The sequence below is a fragment of the Exiguobacterium sp. s168 genome (genome assembly GCF_018619035.1).
In the GTDB taxonomy this organism is placed as follows: domain Bacteria; phylum Bacillota; class Bacilli; order Exiguobacteriales; family Exiguobacteriaceae; genus Exiguobacterium_A; species Exiguobacterium_A acetylicum.
Map to the genome: position 1 here is coordinate 1 of NZ_JACSNE010000036.1, position 21,303 is coordinate 21,303.

24 protein-coding genes and 1 pseudogene are annotated in these 21,303 nt (G+C 43.5%); 13 read left to right on the forward strand and 12 right to left on the reverse strand.

The window, feature by feature from the left end; all coding sequences use genetic code 11:
• Positions 1–192 precede the first annotated feature (192 nt).
• Positions 193–495 carry a hypothetical protein gene (locus tag KNQ15_RS15455; protein ID WP_023468098.1) on the forward strand — a complete coding sequence of 101 codons (303 nt, stop codon included), beginning with the start codon at positions 193–195 and terminating at the stop codon, positions 493–495.
• Positions 496–553: 58 nt separating this feature from the next.
• Here the strand turns inward: KNQ15_RS15455 and KNQ15_RS15460 are convergent, their stop codons facing one another.
• The gene (locus KNQ15_RS15460; protein ID WP_214730014.1) at positions 554–1,171 is read right to left on the reverse strand and encodes a hypothetical protein; all 618 of its coding nucleotides are present in this window, start codon (positions 1,169–1,171) and stop codon (positions 554–556) included.
• Positions 1,172–1,236: 65 nt separating this feature from the next.
• On the reverse strand, positions 1,237–1,566 hold the full coding sequence (locus KNQ15_RS15465) for a winged helix-turn-helix transcriptional regulator (RefSeq protein WP_023468096.1): 330 nt from the start codon (positions 1,564–1,566) through the stop codon (positions 1,237–1,239).
• Positions 1,567–1,877: 311 nt separating this feature from the next.
• Here KNQ15_RS15465 and KNQ15_RS15470 point away from each other — a divergent pair, with 311 nt between their 5' ends.
• From KNQ15_RS15470 to KNQ15_RS15480, 3 genes and pseudogenes are all read left to right on the forward strand, one after another.
• Positions 1,878–3,080: an MFS transporter gene (locus KNQ15_RS15470; protein WP_052169465.1), complete on the forward strand. Its 1,203-nt coding sequence runs from the start codon at positions 1,878–1,880 to the stop codon at positions 3,078–3,080.
• A gap of 11 nt (positions 3,081–3,091) precedes the next feature.
• Positions 3,092–4,042, forward strand: a pseudogene (locus tag KNQ15_RS15475) (TIGR03571 family LLM class oxidoreductase).
• Between the two features lie 218 nt (positions 4,043–4,260).
• Entirely contained in the window at positions 4,261–5,166 is a 906-nt protein-coding gene (locus KNQ15_RS15480) for a TerC family protein (RefSeq protein WP_214730015.1), read from the forward strand.
• Between the two features lie 56 nt (positions 5,167–5,222).
• On the opposite strand, the gene KNQ15_RS15485 is transcribed toward KNQ15_RS15480, so the two are convergent.
• Together KNQ15_RS15485 and KNQ15_RS15490 are read right to left on the reverse strand one after the other, a co-directional pair.
• Positions 5,223–5,702, reverse strand: a complete 480-nt coding sequence (locus tag KNQ15_RS15485) for a DUF4825 domain-containing protein (RefSeq protein ID WP_052169466.1) — start codon at positions 5,700–5,702, stop codon at positions 5,223–5,225.
• 610 nt (positions 5,703–6,312) lie between these two features.
• On the reverse strand, positions 6,313–7,605 hold the full coding sequence (locus tag KNQ15_RS15490) for an alkaline ceramidase (protein ID WP_052169467.1): 1,293 nt from the start codon (positions 7,603–7,605) through the stop codon (positions 6,313–6,315).
• A gap of 75 nt (positions 7,606–7,680) precedes the next feature.
• Here KNQ15_RS15490 and KNQ15_RS15495 point away from each other — a divergent pair, with 75 nt between their 5' ends.
• Entirely contained in the window at positions 7,681–7,932 is a 252-nt protein-coding gene (locus KNQ15_RS15495) for a hypothetical protein (protein WP_251137722.1), read from the forward strand.
• Here the strand turns inward: KNQ15_RS15495 and KNQ15_RS15500 are convergent.
• Positions 7,924–8,805: a LysR family transcriptional regulator gene (locus KNQ15_RS15500; protein WP_047394228.1), complete on the reverse strand. Its 882-nt coding sequence runs from the start codon at positions 8,803–8,805 to the stop codon at positions 7,924–7,926. The genes KNQ15_RS15495 and KNQ15_RS15500 overlap by 9 nt on opposite strands.
• Positions 8,806–8,935: 130 nt before the next feature.
• Here KNQ15_RS15500 and KNQ15_RS15505 point away from each other — a divergent pair, with 130 nt between their 5' ends.
• On the forward strand, positions 8,936–9,514 hold the full coding sequence (locus tag KNQ15_RS15505) for a LysE family transporter (protein ID WP_214730016.1): 579 nt from the start codon (positions 8,936–8,938) through the stop codon (positions 9,512–9,514).
• A 24-nt stretch (positions 9,515–9,538) separates the two neighbouring features.
• Here the strand turns inward: KNQ15_RS15505 and KNQ15_RS15510 are convergent, their stop codons facing one another.
• Positions 9,539–10,099 (reverse strand): TetR/AcrR family transcriptional regulator, encoded by a 561-nt coding sequence (locus tag KNQ15_RS15510; protein WP_047394236.1) that lies wholly within the window; start codon positions 10,097–10,099, stop codon positions 9,539–9,541.
• A 117-nt stretch (positions 10,100–10,216) separates the two neighbouring features.
• On the opposite strand from KNQ15_RS15510, the gene KNQ15_RS15515 reads away from it, so the two are divergent.
• The 4 genes from KNQ15_RS15515 (at position 10,217) to KNQ15_RS15530 (ending at position 12,414) form a co-directional block, all read left to right on the forward strand.
• Positions 10,217–10,528: a DUF2834 domain-containing protein gene (locus tag KNQ15_RS15515; RefSeq protein ID WP_052169468.1), complete on the forward strand. Its 312-nt coding sequence runs from the start codon at positions 10,217–10,219 to the stop codon at positions 10,526–10,528.
• Between the two features lie 129 nt (positions 10,529–10,657).
• The gene (locus KNQ15_RS15520; RefSeq protein ID WP_214730017.1) at positions 10,658–11,434 is read left to right on the forward strand and encodes a phosphatidylserine decarboxylase; all 777 of its coding nucleotides are present in this window, start codon (positions 10,658–10,660) and stop codon (positions 11,432–11,434) included.
• Positions 11,435–11,523: 89 nt separating this feature from the next.
• Positions 11,524–12,000, forward strand: coding sequence for a hypothetical protein (locus KNQ15_RS15525; RefSeq protein ID WP_047394244.1), 477 nt, complete (start codon positions 11,524–11,526; stop codon positions 11,998–12,000).
• 27 nt (positions 12,001–12,027) lie between these two features.
• A complete protein-coding gene (locus KNQ15_RS15530; RefSeq protein ID WP_047394249.1) occupies positions 12,028–12,414 on the forward strand; it encodes a hypothetical protein in 387 nt (128 codons plus the stop codon).
• Between the two features lie 76 nt (positions 12,415–12,490).
• Here KNQ15_RS15530 and sstT read toward each other — a convergent pair whose 3' ends face one another.
• From sstT to KNQ15_RS15550, 3 genes are all read right to left on the reverse strand, one after another.
• On the reverse strand, positions 12,491–13,762 hold the full coding sequence (gene sstT, locus KNQ15_RS15535; protein WP_047394253.1) for a serine/threonine transporter SstT: 1,272 nt from the start codon (positions 13,760–13,762) through the stop codon (positions 12,491–12,493).
• Between the two features lie 648 nt (positions 13,763–14,410).
• Positions 14,411–15,094: a hypothetical protein gene (locus KNQ15_RS15545; RefSeq protein ID WP_047394256.1), complete on the reverse strand. Its 684-nt coding sequence runs from the start codon at positions 15,092–15,094 to the stop codon at positions 14,411–14,413.
• Entirely contained in the window at positions 15,066–15,710 is a 645-nt protein-coding gene (locus KNQ15_RS15550; protein WP_047394298.1) for a hypothetical protein, read from the reverse strand. Before KNQ15_RS15550 ends, KNQ15_RS15545 begins: the two co-directional genes overlap by 29 nt.
• A gap of 513 nt (positions 15,711–16,223) precedes the next feature.
• Between KNQ15_RS15550 and relB the strand changes: the two genes are divergently transcribed.
• A complete protein-coding gene (gene relB / locus KNQ15_RS15555) occupies positions 16,224–16,448 on the forward strand; it encodes a type II toxin-antitoxin system RelB family antitoxin (RefSeq protein ID WP_026829710.1) in 225 nt (74 codons plus the stop codon).
• Positions 16,445–16,714: a type II toxin-antitoxin system RelE family toxin gene (locus tag KNQ15_RS15560; protein ID WP_047394265.1), complete on the forward strand. Its 270-nt coding sequence runs from the start codon at positions 16,445–16,447 to the stop codon at positions 16,712–16,714. Before relB ends, KNQ15_RS15560 begins: the two co-directional genes overlap by 4 nt.
• 231 nt (positions 16,715–16,945) lie before the next feature.
• Here the strand turns inward: KNQ15_RS15560 and KNQ15_RS15565 are convergent, their stop codons facing one another.
• Positions 16,946–18,952 carry a heavy metal translocating P-type ATPase gene (locus KNQ15_RS15565; protein WP_214730018.1) on the reverse strand — a complete coding sequence of 669 codons (2,007 nt, stop codon included), beginning with the start codon at positions 18,950–18,952 and terminating at the stop codon, positions 16,946–16,948.
• Positions 18,953–19,384: 432 nt separating this feature from the next.
• Between KNQ15_RS15565 and KNQ15_RS15570 the strand changes: the two genes are divergently transcribed.
• Entirely contained in the window at positions 19,385–19,888 is a 504-nt protein-coding gene (locus KNQ15_RS15570; RefSeq protein WP_029343432.1) for a PCYCGC motif-containing (lipo)protein, read from the forward strand.
• Between the two features lie 37 nt (positions 19,889–19,925).
• Here KNQ15_RS15570 and KNQ15_RS15575 read toward each other — a convergent pair whose 3' ends face one another.
• Together KNQ15_RS15575 and KNQ15_RS15580 are read right to left on the reverse strand one after the other, a co-directional pair.
• A complete protein-coding gene (locus tag KNQ15_RS15575; protein WP_047394277.1) occupies positions 19,926–20,606 on the reverse strand; it encodes a response regulator transcription factor in 681 nt (226 codons plus the stop codon).
• Positions 20,607–20,925: 319 nt separating this feature from the next.
• Positions 20,926–21,252 carry a four-helix bundle copper-binding protein gene (locus KNQ15_RS15580; RefSeq protein WP_071908772.1) on the reverse strand — a complete coding sequence of 109 codons (327 nt, stop codon included), beginning with the start codon at positions 21,250–21,252 and terminating at the stop codon, positions 20,926–20,928.
• Between the last annotated feature and the right edge of the window lie 51 nt (positions 21,253–21,303).

The following is a 21,303-nucleotide window of genomic DNA, read 5'->3' on the forward strand; positions in this document are numbered from 1 at the left end:
AAAACTTAGATTTAGACACAGAAAATGCTCCCTTCAAAAAGTGGACAGTTTTTGTTATTTCAACTGTCTACTTTTTGGGGAGCATATCATTCATCTTCAGATGAATACTTTTTTACTTTTGATTGAAATTAATTGAATATTTTTACAGAAATATTCGTAAAAATCTGTATACACGAAAGGAGCTCGACACACATGTATGATTTGTTATTGGCCGTTGGTATTTGTCTTGTTGGCTATTGGTTCTACTACGTCTTCTTACTCGGATTCAAAAAAGGAAATATCGTCATGACGTTTAACGAGCGGTTCATTCATCATGAAGACCATATTCAAGCTGTTAAGCGAAGACTAAAGGATGACGGTCGCCACTTCGAGTATCTTGGCGATCGCAAATTCATCGTTGATGGAAAACCGTATCTGTTCATGGAACGGACGGTTCCGGGTGACTTTGGTCCTCTGCAACAGACGATTCTAAAAGGTCAACGCAAAGCGTTCTAACCAAAACATCGCTCCTTCTGTCGATGACAGAGGGAGCGATGCTCGTTTCATTCAAGTATTATTCAGGTGTATGTACATCTAACGCATCAATGATACGTCGAATCGCGGGTAATGAATGTTCTAAGTCGATCCAGACCTTAAAGTAATACTCGAAAAAGACACCTGGGTTCCGCATCCGTTCTAATGTATTGATGGGATCTCCCTCAATCGTAAAGTCAAGGCTCGTATAGTTCGAGTATGAATCGCTGAACCCTCCGTCTTCTTCATCGTAATCTTCTTCAAAGTAGTTCTCCATCCGTTTCTCGTTTTGTACATCTACTTCACGATAAAAGGCTCGGACTGAGTCTTTTGGAATATCTTCATGAAACTTCTCGCCCGTATCATATTTCTCTTGATGATACCATTCCCATAACACGACCCACTTTATGACCAATTCATCAATCAAGTAATGACCAAGCGCCCGATCCATCCGGCAAAAGTTAAACCGAAACGTCCGTTCACCAAAGTTTGTCTTCAGATCAAGGACGACTTTGATATCATTGGTTTCCGGCGGATGACCAAAAAATAAGATGCCATGCTCGAATCCTTGTGCAAACTCCTCGATTGACTGGCAGCTGCCGGCTTTATCCTCAAAACTGACTGTAATCGAATCGAACTGAACGATTGGTTGCTCCATCTTTTTTCCCCACCTTGTATATGTATTCAAAAAAGTGAGCCTCGAGCGAGACTCACTTTTGTTCGTCATGACGAGACGACTTCTCCACCCGTCAAATCAATATGTCCTTCTCCCCATGCGCACATCGCGTCAAGAATCGGCTTCAGCGACCAGCCGTACTCGGATAACGAGTAGACGACTTTCGGTGGGACTTGTTCAAAGACCGTCCGGATGATGACGCCGTCTTCTTCTAACTCCCGCAATTGTTGCGTCAGCATTTTTTGCGTGATCGTCGGCATCAGCTTGCGGAGCTCACTCGTCCGACGCTCGCCTTTGATCAAATGACACATGATGACGACCTTCCACTTTCCACCGATGACTTCAAGTGTTGCTTCGACCGGGATATTGTATGGCATATATGTTCCATCCTTTCGTGATTCTGTTAAGGGCATAGGTACTTTTTAGTGCCTATCGTACTTGAAAGTGCGTACTTCCCAAGCAGATTAGCTGGCTATATGATAGCAATTGTCAACGGAAAGTACAACCTCCTTTTAGACCTTGTATCTAAATAAAGGAGTAGGGTACTTTTTAGTGCCTATCGCACTTTAAAGTACGTACTTCCCGAAATGAAACACCCCCGTTATGCTGGGGTCATGTCAATCGGATCATGTTCGGTCGGGCCCACTGAACACGATCCCTACTGAAATCATTTTTAGGAGGAATCCCCATGAATCAATTAAACTCACGGATCCAGGAGGAACAGGTCCCAAGAAACGGCGGACTTGCCCTACTTGCCTTAGCCATCAGCGCCTTTGGGATCGGTACGACGGAATTCGTTCCCGTCGGACTGCTCGCAGCGATCGCTGGTGACTTAAATATCGGTATCACACTCGCTGGTCTCATCATCTCTGGTTACGCAATCGGTGTCGCCGTCGGTGCACCCATCCTGACGGCACTGACGAACCGAATGAATCGGAAAACGTTACTGATGGCATTAATGGTCGTCTTCATCGCTGGTAACCTCGTCTCAGCGATTTCACCGACGTTTGAATTGTTGATCGTGGCTCGTTTCATCACTGCTTTCTCGCACGGTGTCTTCTTCTCAATCGGTGCGACGATTGCCGTCCAGCTCGTACCGGAGCATAAAAAAGCGAGTGCCATCGCCTTGATGTTCACAGGTCTGACAGTCGCAACGGTCACAGGTGTTCCACTTGGGACATTCATCGGTCAATCATTCGGCTGGCGCGCGACGTTCTTCGCGGTTGCTGCACTCGGAATCATTGCGATCATCGCAAGCTTCTTCTTGATTCCAAAAGACTTGAAACAATCACCACCTGCTAAGTTCTCCGACATGTTCAAACTGTTGACGAACGGACGCTTGATGCTCGGCTTCTTGATCACTGCCCTCGGTTACGGTGGAACGTTCGTCGCCTTTACGTACTTGACACCAATCATGCAGGACGTCACGAAAATCAGTCCCAGCTTGATCAGTATCATTCTGCTCGTCTACGGAATCGCGGTTGCGATCGGAAACACGGTCGGCGGAAAACTCGCGAACGGTAATCCGATTAAAGCGTTGTTCTATATGTTTATTATCCATGCCATCGTCATGATCGCCCTCTCGTTCATGATTCCGTTCAAGGTCGCCGGTATCATCGGTATCATCTTAATGGGACTCCTTGCGTTCATGAACGTCCCTGGACTACAGCTCTATATCGTCCAGTTGGCTGAAAAATATGTCCCAGCAGCAGTCGATGTTGCATCTGCCTTGAATATCGCAGCCTTTAACATCGGCATCGCACTCGGAGCAACGATTGGTGGTCTCGTCACCGATACGATCGGTCTCGTCCACACGCCATGGGTCGGCGGGATCATGGTCATTCTTGCCGTCATCTTGACAGGTGTCTCGCGTCGTCTCGAACATCAATAAGGAGGACTACTATGTTTAACGATCATGCAAGTTATCAGCGGATGTACCGGGAGAGCGAGCTCACGCTCGGTCTCCACGTCCCGCTCGAGAATTTCAAGATGCGAACGCCGACGCTTGCCAATCAAGTCGAGCTCGCACAAAAAGCAGAGAACTATGGTTTTACGACGCTCTGGCTACGCGACGTCTTATTAAAGGATCCTTATTTTCTTGATCCGGCTGTCGGACAGATTCATGACATGCTGATATACGGGACGCATCTCCTCAGCCAAACGAAACAAATCGCCCTCGGAACGTCAGCACTCGTCCTGCCGCTCCGTCATCCGTTACGCTCTGCGAAGGAAGTCGCGACGATTGATGCCTTGTTCCCGGAACGTTTGATTCTCGGTGTCTCGTCCGGTGACCGGCAAGCCGACTTCCATGGACTCGGTGTCGATCATCCGAGCCGTGGTGCTCAGTTCAAGGAAGCACTGCAAGTGATGGAGCAAGCCTTATACGAAGATTATCCGCAAATTGATTCGACGTATGGAGAAGTTCGTGGTGCGACGCTCGTCCCGCGACCTAAAAAGAGAATCCCGACGATGATCACGGGTTTCGCACAGCAGGATATGGACTGGCTCGCAAAAAACGGCGACGGCTGGATGTATTATCCGCAAGGACCGTTCGAACAAGCACGTGCCATCGAACAATGGCGTGCAGCGAGTCAAGCAGCCGGTAACACAACGTTTCGCCCGTTTTCGATGCCGATGCATCTTGACCTGTCTGCGGATCCGAACGAGGAAGCGACACCGATTCGACTCGGTTTCCGGATCGGACGCAATCGACTAATCGAGTTGCTGAAATTGTATCGCTAGCTTGGCGTCAATCATCTGTTCTTCGCCCTATTCGACGGTGAGCGATCAGCGGAAGATGTCATCGATGAACTCGGAACGTACGTCGTGACGCATTTCCCTCCCTTATCATGATGACTTATATAATTAAAAGTAACATGCATGAAACCCAGTCCCTTCTCGGAACTGGGTTTCATGTCGTTTCATTGCACATCATGTCGAATATATTCGTCCACTTTTGGGGATTGTTTTTTAACCAATTGCACATTCCGAACATTTATCTCTTTACTTTTGAGTTCTCATGACCTTATAATAAATTCAAGATAACAATTACCTTAAAGGAGGAAGCGCTGTTGACACTACTCATTGCTTTTCTAGCCATCGTTTTCATCATGCTCGCTCTTGACCTTGGAGTCTTCCATCGTAAGGCACATGAAGTTTCACTTCGGGAGGCCTGGACGTGGACGTTCGTCTGGATCGCGATTGCGATCGCCTTCGGGGGCTGGCTCTACTTCGATCAAGGTAGCTCCGCTGCTGTCGAATATACGAGCGTTTATTTCATCGAGAAGGCTCTCGCGATTGATAACGTCTTCGTTTTCTCACTCGTCTTCGCGTACTTCGCGATTCCATTGAAGTACCAGCACAAAGTCTTATTCTGGGGTATTCTTGGCGCAATCTTCTTCCGCGTCATCTTCATCGTCGCTGGTGTTTCGTTGCTTGAGAACTTCGCTTGGGTCTACTACATCTTCGGAGCGTTCCTCGTCTACACTGGTTGGATGATGTACAAAAACATCGGTCAAGAGACGTCGCTCGAAGAAAACAAAACGATTCGTTGGTTAGAGAAACGTTTACCGATCACGCAAGACATCTCGTCTGGTAAGTTCGCAAAACGAATTGATGGGAAACTGTTCTTCACGCCACTCTTGATCGCGCTTGTCTTCATCGAGATCTCGGATATCGTCTTCGCCGTCGACTCGGTCGCAGCAAGCTTCGCGTACTCGCGTGATCCGTATATCATCTTCTATGCGAACATCATGGCGATCCTTGGACTTCGTAGTCTCTACTTCGTCCTCGCGAACTTGATTGATCGTTTCTACTACTTGAAACACGGTCTTAGCTTCATGCTCGTCTTCATCGGAGCGAAGATGATCTTCAGTGACGTCTACAAAATGCCAATCTGGATGTCGCTCGGTACAATCGTCCTCGTCATCTTGATCAGCGTCTTCTACAGCTTCTATAAGACGAAGCCAGGGAAATAATCAATAGTATAAAAAAGTGGAAGTGATGAAAATTCATCTACTTCCACTTTTTCTTTTCAATTCAGTATTTCTTTTACTTTCAGTTCATCTTCGATAAAAGGCTTCGTAAACACCTTCAGTGCTTTCTCATTATCGTACGCCGTAAAGTCTTTTCCATACCAATCGCGCAGCTGTTGTTTCGTAAAGTGATACGAAGCATCCTCGATCGTCATGTTGACGTGGTCGACATTCGGAATCAATGTGAACAGTGCTGTTGCATTGTAGATTGCCGTACGATTGCTTTTTTGTTCGACCTGTCCTTCTTCATATCCAGCATAACGTAACGTGAGTTGATACGGTTTATCCTTCGTCGACAGTTCCATTTTCTTTAACTGATCGCCATGAGGTAGCTGTTGGACGATGTCTCGTACGTTACTGTTATCCCCTAGATATGTACCTTGTTGATCAAATACATCGGTTTGTGTTGCCGCTGTTCCGCAACCTCCGAGTATCAGCATGCCGCTCACTAGAGCAATTGCGCCGATTCTCTTTCTCATCATACTCTCTCCTTTTAGTAGACCGATTATACCTAATAAACGTAATCAAACAAAGAAAAGTTTCAAAATAAAGGAAATCAACGCTTACGTGAACTCGATGCTCTTTGTTTTGAGGAGAGTAAACTGTACAAAATACTTACACCTGCAACAATTAAAAGCTTTATAACACTAAAACGAGTGAACCCTTCAAAAGCGTACCCTTTTATCTTTTGAGCTAAAGTTACTTCCGGAATCCAATCGATCGTATATCCGATGCTGAAGGATAAAATCAAACTGAGGAATAAATAAGTGATGACAACACTTAAGAATACATCTTTTGATAATCATGATATTTTCCCTCTCAATTATAATGGAATAAAATAACTATTCGTTCATATAATGAGTAACTCATTTAAAAAATATAGAAAACAACAAGTCATTTCCCTATATAATGTTAATTACTATGTTACTCTATTATTATTCGAAAGTTCGAAAATCCAGCTATACATATTCACGGAGGTCTCCGATGCTACAAATGTCTAACTTACTCATTCTGCTCTTTTTATTCATCTTCCTAACATGCGGATTTGTTTTCGCTTTATTCTGGATCATCAAAAAAATCAAGTCGTAATCATAACAACCCGGCCTCTAAGACGAGAGAAGCCGGGTTGTTATTCATTTCATAGAGTTGACGGATGTGACTCACGATGTCGTTCGCTGTTTCCGGTACAGGCGGCATCCAAAGACCCGTCACTGGACCGTAGACGACGGGATTGATTGCCACCTCGTACCCACTATACGGATGTTCTTCCGCTGTCGGCAAATAACCGATGTAACCGTTCGTATAGCCTCCGAAAAAAGCGAGTTCCGTTTGACGCATCCGCTTTATCTGTAGCGCTGTCTCACAGAACGGCTCCATCGGGATGCCTGAGAACGAACCTTCATTTAGTTCAAACAATTGAACTTCGACCGGGATGGTGAGTGTTTCTCCCGATCGTTCCTGAACGTACGCCAACCAGCGCGCTGCGCTGACGCCCCAAGTCAGTTCGGCGTAATCCGCCATGTCTTGTAATTGGTTTATCGTTGGTATTTCTGTTAAGCGCATCGGATTAATCATCGACTGAATCCGGTGGTGCGTTAACGGTTGAAACGATACGTCTGGAATCGTCGTTAAGACGTGTCCACTTAGAGCAAACGCCATCTTCTGCAGGCTTGCTAGGTCACCACGATATTTCGCATTGACGTTTCCCGTCGCCCCCTGGACGATCACGACTGGACAGCCGAGTGCCTGTTCGAGTATCGTTCGAGCGACACCCGGATAATCACCGGATAAGACGACACTGTCTGATTTCAAGACGTTCGGATGCGCTGTACAGAAAACGAAGGCTCCGACGAGACACGCATCATCGGCACGGCGAACCAATAGTGTCCCGATTCGGTCATCCGTCACCCCAAGCGGATCCGACCCCATCACCGCGTGACCATTTATTTTTTCTCGTCGGTTGACGCCGAGTTTCCCTTGCTTCACACCCCAACCCATCTCGACCGGTTGCATCGTTTCACTCGCCTTAACAGCAGATACAATCGCTTGTTGCGTCAAGATCGTTTTGTAGGCAACGGTCAACGGTTCAGTTCCCGCTGTCGCTGGGCCTGAATGTGTATGCGTGTAAACGACCGTGATCTGTTTCTTTGAGACGTCTAGCCGGTCCGCGATGCCTTCACGGATGGTATTGGTATCTGCGACGAGCAAACCGATGTTATCGATGCTGACAAAAATCGATGTCGTCTGCTCGCTCTCAAAGATGCTCGCTGTGACATATAACGGATCGTGTATGCTTGCGACACCAACTTCTCGGTGATAACCGATGAAGGCGGCACCGAGCGGCGGATTGATTTCTTCCCGATGCATTCCAAAACGACTCATGTCTGACGTTCCCCCTTGAGTAACACACTATTTCTTCCATATAATAACATTAACTACAGTAGAGGAGGACATAAGATGTCGATTCGTTGGAAGGAAGAGATGCTTCAGTTCGAGACATTACGTGAAGCAGAAGTCTGGGCGGATTCGATCACGAATGAGATCCATGGTCGGTCAATTACCGGATATTGCACCCCTGACTTTAAAGTCGCGACAATTCTTGCATTTTATTTAGCGGAAAACCTAGACTATCGCGTACGTTCGGCAACGGTTCACCTCGATGAAGAAATCTATTATCAAGTCTGGGTCGAGATACTCGATTCACTTTGACTTCGTGAATTGGTCGAGGACGATTTCCTGAAACGCGCGTGTCACGGGTGAGCCCCACTTCGACTGTTTCGCAAGCAGATGGGCATACATCGGTTCAAACGTCTCATCATGTTGAATGATTTTCATCGCACCTGCTTCCACTTCATCTGCTACCGTCACATACGGTAACACAGCAAAACCCAGACCGTTCATCACCATCTTCTTGATTGCCCCGATACTCCACAATTCCTGTGTCTGAAACGAGATGTCTTGGTTTCTGACGCACGCCTCAAACATCGTTCGGTAACTGCATCCGTCTTCATTCGTCAGATAGACGTATGTGTCCGCGGAAGATCGAATCGCGTCAAAATGATCCGGCATCGTCGGATGACCAATGATGACGATCTTCTCTTCTGTCAAAACATCATGCGTACAACGATCAGCGGAAAACATTGGATACAACATCAAGGCGACATCGACCCGTCCATGTAAGAGTTCGTCTTGATTTTCCTTACATGTTCCATTCGATAAGACGATGTTGACATTCGGATATGCTGTCATGAACTTCTGTAGGACGGAACCAAGACGAGAGATCGTCAGTGACTCTGGCGCAGCGATTTTCAAGACGCCTTCAAAGGAATCCTGTTGTTGAATCGACTTGATTTTCTCATGTGTCGCTAGTAAGTCTTCAGCCAGAGGGATGATTTCCTGACCTAAAGGTGAGAGCTGAAGCGTCCGATTGGCATAGAAAAACAAGGCACCGCCTACTTCTTGCTCGAGCAGTTGCATATGGGACGTAATCGTCGATTGCGTGTAGCCGAGTTCACTCGCAGCTGCCGTATAACTCCCTGTCTCAATAATCTTCAAGAAGCTGATCAAATGGCGAATTTCCATTCCAAGACTCTCCTTTGATTGTTCCATCGAAAAAAATGATGGTACAATTTTTTATTTCAATTTTATTTATCGATCTTGACATCTTACACTAGAATTCAAGTATTCGATAGAATGAAAAAGGAGTTTTCTTATGAATATTGTTGCTTTTTTATCTTATGTCATCATTACATCCATCACACCAGGACCAAGTAATCTGTTAGTCATGCATGAATCGAGCCACTTCGGTTTTCGTGGTGCTTGGCGATTTAATACCGGAATCTTACTAGGGTTCATGATACTCGGGTTGATCAGCGCATTAGGGACGACAGCATTACAAGCGACCTTACCTATGATCGAACCGATTCTACAGTGGCTCGGTGCCGCATACCTCGGTTACCTTGCCTATAAGATTGGTTTCCCGAAGCAGACAGCAAGTCAGATCGATACCGTGCCAGCGACATTTTTATCCGGTCTGTTGTTCCAACTCATCAACGTCAAGAGTATCCTTTTTTTCTTAACCGCTTTATCGACGTTCATTCTGCCGCACAGCACGTCTACTGTAGAAATCGTTCAATACATGTTGTATGCCATCATTCTCGGGTGGATCGCCTTATTGCTTTGGGCAGGAAGTGGCTCGTTGTTTCGTTCGTTATTTCAAAGATACGACGTCGCGTTTCGCGTCATTATGTGTACCTTACTTCTTTATTCAGCTGTGACGATTTTTCAGTGAAATGCCGAAAAAGGACAGCACACCTCAGTTACGAGGCATATTGTCCCTTGTTAATGCAATCATCGCTTCAACCGCCGCGTCCATCCGGTCTTGTAAACCGATCTTATTCAAAACGACGAGTCCTTCCGTGAAGACAAAGAGCAACGCTGTTTGCTTATCGGCATCTTCCCCCTCTGTTGGTACATAGATCTGTTTAATCCAATCGTCGAACGACTCCCCGATCGTCCGCGTGATTGACGTATACGGTTCTCCCTGACTCGTTGCGAGATGGGTGATCTCGAACCAAAGATTCAAATATGGCTTGATTCGTGGCTCATCGATTGCTTGACGTAGAAAGCGGACGAATGCAGTGAACTCGAGTTTTAGATCCGGTTGCTGCAGTAAATCAATCAGTTCTTGGCTGATCGCAGTCAACACTGCGGTCTCGATATCTTGCTTATCCTTGAAATAATGCATCAGCATCCGGTCACTCGTCCCGGCAGCGGTCGCCATCTTCTTCAGACTCATTTCCTTGATGCTTGATGCTAACGTCGCTTTTGCGATCTGATGCGTATAATCCTGTCGCTTCTGTTCAAACTTATCCATTATTATCGATTCTCCCTTCTCCTTTTTCATCATACAACATCTAAGCAGATTGACGCATGGATGTAGTACGTGCTACATTAATTTGTAGTAATCACTACATTTTAAGGAGGATCCTTCATGAGAGAATCTCAAGCTTCATTTGTAGACACCATCCCGAAACCTTTATTGCTTGTCATTACGATCGCTTTCGCTGTTTTAACTGCGTTTTCGATAATTGATTTTGGTGTACTTGCCATCTTTACGGAAGCGACACAAAACACGGCGACGCTCCAGATTTTCGTCGACCTGATTCTCTGCGCCCTCTTCATCATCGTTTGGCTCCGCCATGATACACGTCGTACCGGACGAAGCTTTCCGCTTTGGGCAATCATCACCCTCGCGATTGGTGCGTTCGGACCCCTACTTTATTTGTTGACTCGAAGATCATGACGTTCTGACACGTGCCGTATCTTCGGTACGTGTTTTTCTTAAGACAAACTTAAGAAAACGACTCCGTCTATCAACAGAATTTGACCTTATCCTAAGAGGTAGATTACAACTTAAAGGAGTTTTTACCTCATGAAGAAAGCCATCCTTGATACGATCGTCCACTTAAATGCTCGACCAATAGTCGCGAACACACTAAACCGGTTTGCGATGAGTCGCTTTAGTAACCCTCTCATCCGACCTTTCATTCGCACCTATCACATTCAGACGGATCAAGCGCTGAAGTCTGTCGATTCGTTTACCTCGCTGCACGATTGTTTCGTACGCGAGTTACGTCCCGGTATGCGACCAATCGCAACCACGACGGATGCCTTCGTCAGTCCAAGTGACGCCGTCCTCTCCATCGTCCCGGCATTAACGCAAGATAGTCGGTTTACAATTAAAGGACAGGACTATACTGTTGCTGAGCTGATTGGCTCAAGCGAACGCGCCGAGGATTACGCGAACGGTGTCGCCTTAATTTTCTATTTGAGTCCGATCGACTATCACCGTGTCCATTCGCCAGTCACGGGCGAAATCACGACGAGTTATACACTGGGGCGAGAATCGGCACCCGTCAATGACATGGGGCTACGATTCAGCAAACGTCCGTTGACACGTAATTATCGCCGCGTCACGCGTCTGCAAGTCGATCACCGCTCGATTGAGCACGTCATGGTCGGTGCGCTGAACGTCAATACGATCGTTCAGACACATCAAGGACGCCTGCTGGAGCGTGGTGCAGAGTTCGGTTACTTTTCGTTCGGTTCAACTGTCATCCTCGTCTTGCCACCGGACACGGTCGAACTCGCTCCAGGCATCGAACGTAGCGTCAAGATGGGTGAGCAGATCGGACGCTGGATATCCTAAAAATGGATTCCCCTTTTTTAAGATTTCTGACTAAGAAAAGCATTTGAATTTGCTAGACTAAAGGAAACCACTGTTCAGAGGTGATCCTCATGTCCGAACGCTTATTTAAGCGAACCTTACTGATTGCATGCTTACTTTTCCTCACGTTTTTCACGCTCTATGGTATTCACCGCGCTTCAGCGACATCTGAACCCGAACACCTCATCTTTCAGGCAAAAGGCGAATCCTGGAACGCCGTGATTCATGTACGGCAAGTCAAAGAACGTCCTTTATCTTACCGGGTAAGCGAAGGCTACGCCCTAATATATATCGGACAGGATCTAAAACGAGTGGAGCACCAACAGAAACCTGTGACCTGGTTTGTCGATAGTCAGTTGTCAGATGGTCGATATGCTAAACACTCTAGCCATTTCCGAAGCTTCATTGGAACCGAAAGAGATGGCGCCACCTTTGATACGAGTGCCGCCTTACAAATCTTTAAAGATACTGACACGTACCATGTCCGAATCAAATGGGATGGCAACCGTGAAGAGCAGTTGACGTTAACGTGTATCGGCATGGAATAACTTACAAAACGAGAAAGAGGTTATATCATGAAAAAAGTCGTTTTATCATTCGCTTTCTCGATTATGACGGTATGGATATTAGTTGGTTGTAATAATGAAGAGATAATGCAAAGTACTAGTGAAAAACCGACGGCATCCGAAGTATTGAGCGAAGATGCTAAAGCAGACATTTTTCAATTCAATGATACGATCTACAAATCAGACGTAGCATGGGCAGAAAAAACCAAAGTCACTCAGAATGAAAAAGTTGGAGAAATTAAAAGAAGAAGTTCGGATAAAGACGCTTTTGATAATGGGACTGCTACGAAACTCTATAAGGGTACCGTCCTATACTCTACTAAAGAAAGAAATGACATTTTGCTAGTGAGTTTCAATGGGAAATTTAAAAAGTACGTTGCTTTAGGAGAAGGTTAATTTGTCTATAAGAAAAGGCATCCTCAGCTAAGGATGCCTTTTCTTATTTAGATCATGCTGATAATAGAGAAGCTAATCAGCCGTTGACGACTTTTTCAGATACATCTTCATTCATCGACTGACGATTGATCGAGAGCGTTTCTCCCTCTTTAAGTCGTTTTCGATATTCTGCTGTCGCCGTGAATAAGACATCTGTTGACGAGTTGAGTGCTGTCTCAAACGAATCTTGTAACACACTGACTAGAACACCCGCTGCTACGACTTGCATCGCAATGTCATTCGGAATCCCGAATAAACTACATGCAAGCGGAATCAAAAGGAGCGAACCACCAGCGACACCGGATGCGCCACATGCACAAACGGCAGCGAGAACACTCAAGATGATAGCTGTCGGAAGGTCGACTGGGATACCGAGCGTATGAACCGCTGCTAACGTTAAGACGGAAATCGTGATGGCCGCTCCCGCCATATTGATCGTGGCACCGAGTGGAATCGAGATCCCGTACGTCTCTTTATCGAGGTCAAGTTTCTTACATAATTCCATGTTGACCGGAATGTTTGCAGCTGAGCTTCGTGTGAAGAAAGCGGTAATCCCACTCTCCCGGATACATTTGAAGACGAGTGGATATGGATTCTGACGAACGTTGATGAACACGATGAGAGGATTAACAATGAGTGCTACGACAAGCATCGTGCCAATCAATACCAATAATAAATTCCCGTAATCGAGCAATGAAGAAAGACCGTTTTCCGTAACAGAGCCAATGACGATTCCCATGATACCAAGAGGAGCAAGTTTGATTACCCATCCGACCATTTTCGCAATGGCGTCAGAAAAATTCGAGATAAATGTCTTCGTCGTATCGGACGCATTTTTTAAAGCGATTCCTAACACGATCGCCCAAGTCAGAATGCCAATGTAGTTCGCTTGTATGAGCGCATTGACTGGATTATCGACCATATTCAAGACGAGTTTTTGAAGAACTTCAACCGTGTTCCCCGGAGCAGCCAATTGTTCCGCACCTTCTGTCAATCGAATGTTCACTGGGAAAAGGAAACTGACGATGACCGCAATGGCTCCCGCTAAGAACGTCCCGAGCAGATACAAGAAAATGATTGATTTCATATTCGTCTGCTGTCCTTTTTTATGCTGCACGATTGATGCCATAACTAAGAAAAAGACCAAGATCGGCGCGACTGCCTTCAGAGAAGAAATAAATAAAGTCCCAAAAATGGTCAAGGATTTCGCCACTTCAGGAATCGTGACGGCTAAAATAATACCCACGATCAAGCCAATCGCGATTTGTTTCACTAAACTGATTTGGTTCCACATCTTCAACAATTTCATACATTCCCCTCCAGGCTTTCAAAAAATAAGATATTAGAATTCGAAAAATGAGATATTAGAATTCGAAAAATGAGGACTTCTCTCTCTCATTCCAAAACGATGAATGATCTGGTCGCTCACTTTTCAAAAAATTCTCTCAGTTTATTGTTTTCTATTTTTACATAAATCCTAAGAAATAAAAACTAGTTTTTTGCAAGAAATATGATTCCTTTTCCTGGATGTTAAATAAGAATACGAATGCAATCGATTGCATAATTACAAAAAAAGTAGGAAACGGATCATACTGTCTCCTACTTCATTATGTTAACTAAATCTTTATGTATGAGTGTTAACTGACCTTCCTTTACTACTTAAGAGACCATTATTTTTTTGCATTTGGCAATCAAAAGAACAACAAGTAATAAAATCTCAAGAATCAAAAATATCTCCACAAAGGATTAAACACCAAATGTGTTTCGCGCTTGCGTAATGATGATGACGAGTGCACCAATCGCCCAGACAAGTAAGATCAGTTCTAAAATATATTGATCATTTGGTATGACATCCATATGTTTCTTACAATAGACTGACTAAAATGATTTAAGTGATGCCTATATTTTACAGTATCCTGAAGTGTTCCAGACTTCCGAAAGTTGAGCAAATGAGTTTTTAAAGATCTAAGTCATCCGGATAGTCCTTTATTTTCCTAACCCGAATACTTTCCTCCTGACCGATTTGATCGGTTTCTTTCAATCGGTGCTGTACGACTAGAAGAACCAATACAATTGCTGATATCACACAGATCGTCGCATAATACGGTTGAGCAAATCGTTCCAACTCAATCGCAGATAAAACCTGTAAAATCGTCAATCCCGCGAGCATCCCGTGGAAATATCTCTGATAGTTGCGCGGTATTCCGGCTTGTCCAAACGTCTCATACCAGACGAATAAGCCGAGTCCGAACGCGAGTCCGTTTAGGATCGGTGAAGGCAGGAGAAACAGGAGGATTCCAAGACCAAGCATCCACCAGGCATAACGAATAGCTGGCTTAAAGAAAGCAGGATCGAGCGTCGGTTCTTCTTCCTCGATGACAGGCGTTGCTTTTTCCTCTTCGGTCAACGGTCTAAAACCAAGTGCTTCTTTCTCTTCTGCTAACTCGAGCATCCGCTTTTTCATTCCGAAATAGAACGGAAAACGTTCTTTGACAACCTCCCCTTCATCCGTTTGACCATCCGCTTGTTCTTGCACGGATACCTGATAGAGCGTACGCCCCATCCAGTAACTGACCCAGTAATCGGTCGTTTGACCATTGTCGCGTTTGAGTTCAATCACCTTGGCTTTTTGATTCGTCATGATATATGATTCCTTTCGTCGCAAGTTCCTGTAATTGTTCTGACGCATACAACAGGAGAATGAACCCTGAAACGAGACAGACTGCTCCGTTAATCGAGAGATTGATCGGTGATAAATAGTTTTTCGATGAGCCGGCTAATGCGAACATGAAAAGTGCTCCTGACCATCGATACATGCGAACATGCGCGGATTTCCCTTCGAGATGCATCGGCCAGAAAAGCATCAGAACGACGAGTGTTATGTATCCCGGAATCGGTAAGATATCGGTCAGCGTCAGTAATCCACTCAATAGGACGAGTAAAGCGCTTAAAATGCGCAACTTTATGATCCGTCGATCTGAACGAAAATCCATCACTTCAGACAGAGCAAAAGGTGATCGTATGTATCCATCGTCTAATTTTTCACGTACCCATGCTTTTTTCTGACGATACGCGCGCAAGGGACTTTTGAAGACGATCCGCTTCGTCGCGGACTCCTCATTCGTTTCCATCATGTCCTCGCTATCAATCGCCTGCTCTTTTCGGGCAATTCCTTCCCGGCAGAATAAAGTACGCCCTTCTTGGTGAAAGACGATGTGATACACATGATCGTCGACTTGTTTGACTAATTGAATCATGATTTGAGCTCCCATTAACTTGCTTTCTAACTTTTTCTAGATCTCACCATGTTGTGCTGACCGCGTATAGTATAAACAGACCACTTAAGACACAGACGTAACCATAGTGTCTGACAGTCAATGAACAAAATAGGATGACGCCAATCGACAAAATAATACAGATGCTTAAACAGATCTGTACCTTGATCTTTCTTCAATTTAAAACACTTTTTGTTTTCTTGTAACCGATACGGGCAGCATTTGGATGCATATCCGGTTTTCGCAAACGAGGAGAATGTAAGGAATTATCATGATCATCACCTTCCTAAACATGGTCAAATTGAAGAGGAATGACTATGTTTACTTTAATTTGAATATAATTTCATTCACTTTTTTAGATTCAATCGTACTCATCTAGGATATTTACAAGTCGAATTTTAGCACTTCAAAGAATCTTTATTTAGGATTATCGCCCAATCCTATGTACTAAAACCTTAATATGTATTACAATGTATTACAAGGGAGCTGATAATCATGAGTACCATTTCCGTACGTCTGGATGATCAGGATACACGACTTATCAAGGAATATGCGAAGGCAAAGAACATCACGATTTCTACACTCGTTCGCGATGCCGTCCTCGACCGTATCGAAGACGAAATCGATTTGCAACTCTATCATGATTCCATGGCAGCACACCGTAAAAAATCAGAAGCGATATCTTTCGACGACATGATGAAGGAACTTGATTTAGAATGACGGCATATTCGGTAGAGTTTGAGCGCGGAGCTCAAAAGTCTCTCAAGAAGATGGACCCACAACAAGCGCGGATCATCATGTCCTGGATCAAGAAGAATCTGGTCGGGACGGATGATCCGCGTCGTCATGGGAAAGGACTGGTCTCGAATCGTTCTGGTGAATGGCGGTATCGCATCGGTGACTATCGTCTGATTGCTGACATCCAGGATGAAAAAGTCGTGATCTTAATTCTTGAAATCGGTCATCGTCGTGACATTTATAAATAAGGCATCTATTGCTCATATACAAGTAAGCATATGAGTTTTTGAATATGTCTGTTTAACGACCGTTTTATATAATGATTGCAATAAAAATTTGTTCTTTATATAAATCATCATCATATATTCTAATAAAATTAAAATCGCGTGTAAAAAGTCTTCGAATACTCATAGACTTTTTACACGCGATTAAATCCAGTGCTTGGCTACTAATAAGTTCTGAAATCACTTCAAATGATTTCATATTTTTAACGTTCTAGCATTTACAGCAACAATGACGGTGCTAAGACTCATTAGTACTGCCCCAATGGCTGGGGATAAGATCACACCATAGGGAGCTAGAACGCCGGCTGCTAGTGGTATTGTTATAATATTATAACCAGCTGCCCACCATAGGTTTTGAATCATTTTGTTATAAGTGCTTCGGGAAAGTTCAAGGATAGAGAGAACATCTTTCGGATTACTTCTGACCAGTACGATATCAGCGGTTTCGACTGCCACGTCGGTTCCACTACCAATCGCAATCCCTACGTCAGCTTGTGCCAGTGCGGGTGCATCATTAATGCCATCACCCACCATGGCTACTTTCCTACCTTCCAATTGAATGTTCTTTACTTGTCTTGATTTATCATCAGGTAAAACTTCTGCATGAACTTCGTCAATACCCAACTGTTTGGCAACCCAATGTGCAACCTTTTTATTGTCACCAGTGAGCATGATTGAATTTATGCCTTTATTTTTAAGAGCAGTCACAGTCTCTTTCGCTTCTTCTCTTACTAAATCAGCAAGTGCAATCATTCCTAGTAATTGCTTGTTTTTCAATACAAATATGACAGTCTTTCCTTCTTCAGATAATTTTTCAAAAGCGAGCTCATCAACCGTTATTTTTTCTTGACGAATATATCGAGGACTCACTACACGAATTAACGTACCCTCTACTTTCCCTTCCAATCCGACTCCTGTAATAGACATAAAATCTTCAATCGATGGAAGTGATAGTTGTAGCTCTTCTGCTCTTTTTACTACACCTTTAGCAAGAGGATGTTGTGATGAACGTTCGACTCCCGCTGCTAGACGAAGTAGTTCGTTTGAGGAAATTTCATCAACCGGCATCAAATCCGTCACACCAAAATTACCTTGCGTCAAAGTACCTGTCTTATCAAAAATAATGGCGTCTAATTTCCGTGCCTCTTCAAACTGCGTCCTATTTCGAATCAATAAACCTTTCTTAGCAGACAGCGCCGTCGAGACAGAGACGACCAATGGCGCTGCAAGTCCTAGTGCATGGGGACACGAAATAACCATGACAGTCACCATACGTTCGATAGCAATGCTGAGCGGATATCCTAATGCAAGCCAAATGATAAATGTCAACACACCGGCAAAAACAGCGACATAGAAGAGAATTTTTGCTGCACGATTCGCTAAATTTTGTGTTTTAGATTTAGATGCCTGCGCTTCGCTGACTAATTCGATCACTTTCGATAAATACGTGCCTTCACCTGTATTTTTCGTTTCAACAGTCAAGCTTCCTTCTTGATTAATGGAGCCAGCAATTACGTTGTCGTCCATTTTCTTTTCGATGGGAAGAGATTCACCTGTTAGCATCGATTCATCAACTGTTGTTGCTCCTTTTATTATCTTACCGTCAACTGGAACTTGCTCCCCAGGTTTGATCAGAATCACGTCACCAGTCTGTAATTCCGACACCGCAATATCTTCTATTTTTTCATCATCAATTCGATGCGCAATACTGGGTAACAATTTGACTAATTCTTGTAGCGCGTTAGACGCGCCCATGATTGACTTCATTTCAATCCAATGTCCTAAAAGCATAATATCTATGAGCGTTGCTAACTCCCAGAAAAAGTCATGTCCCTCTCCTAGACCTAAGATGATGCCCACACTATAAAAGTATGCAACACTAATCGCTAAAGCGATCAACATCATCATCCCCGGATTTTTTTGTTTCATTTCGTCTAAGCTACCTTTTAAGAACGGCCATCCACCGTAGAAGTAGACAATTGTGGATAGCAAAAGCAAAACAACGTCGTCATATGGAAAGCTAATGTTGATACCCGACCATTCTTGAATCATTTTGGAAAGTAGCAGGATTGGAATGGTCAACATTAACGATACGAGAAATCTTTTCTTGAAGTCTCCGATCATTCCTTCATGTTCATGATGTGAAGCACTCATTTGTTGGTCTTCATGATGAGTATGTTCGTGATGGATATGGTGATCCATAAGAAAACCTCCTTTTACGTATTATACACCTGTATGGTGTATATAGAGAGATCATGACTATATAGAGCTACATCTCGTTTTTACTTCCAGTTAAACTTATATATATAAATATAAAATGTATTTTGACACACTAAAAAATAAAAATTATCATACAAGTATAGGATATATTTTAAAAAATGAGACCATTTGTTTGAATAGGACTATTTAGCGCCAAAATCACAAGTACTGAAACTTTAAAAAGAATTAAAGGACAAGTTCGAGGTAGACATCAAATGATTGATGACAATTCATGAATTAACTGAACTAATGAAGACTATGGTCAAATGAACGAATAGGTACTATCGTGAACAGACAAATGAGCTAATACAAAAAACGCAATTAAAAAGCTTTGTTTTATGCACCTACAAAATTATCTCTAAGGAGAATCCAATCGTGAAACTTAACATACTCTTAAAAAGCGTAAGTCTTATTAGCCTATCCCTGATTGCGGTCGGCTGTGCTCAATCCCCGATGAAGTCTTCTACTCCCAATCATTCAAAGGAGGTAGATCATGCGAAACATATGAGCGGTGACAAGATTGAAGAAACATCATCATCGTTGATACTTCCTACGTTTTTAAAAACTCAACCTGAAGATGTACGAAATGTTTATCAAGCTGTAGGGAAAAATCGTAAACTACTAGAGAAAATACCTTGCTATTGCGGTTGCGGTGAAACAGTCAATCATAAAAATAATTATGATTGCTTTATAGAAGAAAACGCGACGAATGGATCGGTGAAATGGACAAGTCACGGAACGACATGCAGCACCTGTCTCGAGATTGCTGTAAAGTCTATTTTGAAGCAACGGGACGGAGAATCGGTTAAAGATATTCGTTCTGCAATCGATTCTTCATATAAAGATGGATACTCGAAGCCGACACCGACTCCCTTATGATTTTTATGATGACACTTTTGCTCCTATAGCAAGAGTGTCATTTCGTTTCATCCTCACTCCAACGATATCCTCTCCCCCAAATTGTTTTCAGATGCCTATCGATCGGGTAATCTAACTCTCTTAACTTTTCTCTAATCATCTTAATATGAGAATCAACTGTCCTCGGATCCGATTCTGACGTATAAGACCAAACGAATTCATAAAGCTCTAGTCTGTTGAACAGCCTTCCAGGATGTTGAAGGAATAGTCGCAGTAATGCATGTGCTTTTGGTGTAAAGTCAATCGACTTGCCATCTAGTAAAATTAAATTGTTGCTCTCATCGAACGTAAGTCCGTGGTAGATAACGGGTTCTTTTGCTTTCCTTCTCATGACAGACCGAACTCTTGCTAAAAGTACGTCCCCGTTAAACGGCTTTGTGACATAATCTGTAGCTCCAGCATCTAGTCCTTTGACGATGGATTCAGCATCATTTAGAGCCGTTATCATGATGATAGGGACTTCCGGGTGAGAATCCGTTATTTTCTTACATACTTCGAATCCATCGTACATTGGCATCATTACATCCAATAAAATCAAATCGAAGGTTTCTTTTTTCACTTTCTCTAAAGCTTCGATCCCATCATTCGCCATACTACATTCATATCCTATTGGTTCTAGATAGAGTCTTAATAATTGCCTCATTCTTATTTCATCATCAACAATTAATATTTTATCCATCCTAGTCACCACCTCTTACATTAAAATTTTTTAATAATAAATGATTGTTAGTCTATTTCCTCATAAATTTCACGAACTTTCTATATAATCAATTCAACCTATAGAATGGAGTTGATTTTCATGAAAGTGTTTATGAAGAATTTGATCGTTATCCTCTATGTATCCTTATTTTCTCTCACCATACTACTGGTCTATAAGGGTTATGAACTTTTTCATAACTAAGTATCTTAGTGCTTATAAATGAAAGAGCATCAGCTTTTTAGCTCATACCTTTTTCGGCATGGCGACATAGATGCTCCTTCATTTTTAACACTTCGCTTTAAGCAATTAATTTACGACAGACTTTTGCACATTCATTACAGGCCTCAGCGCACTTTTTACAATGATCATGATCATGTTTCGAACATTCGTCGGCACATCTTTCACAAATTTCAACACAGCTTCTTGCAAGAACATCAATATTGCTGCTGTTTCGAGAAATAGCTTGTACTAAAAGACTACAAATTTCAGAACAATCTCTGTCTAGACGTATACACTCTGCCATCGAAGAAACATGATGTTCACTCAAACACGCATCAAAGCATTCATTACAAGTCACTATACAGTTGTGTAGGGCACCTAAGATTTCTTGTTGTCCAGTATTCATTCTAAAATACCTCCATTTTCCGTCTTTTTTGACTTACACAAAGCCTATTTC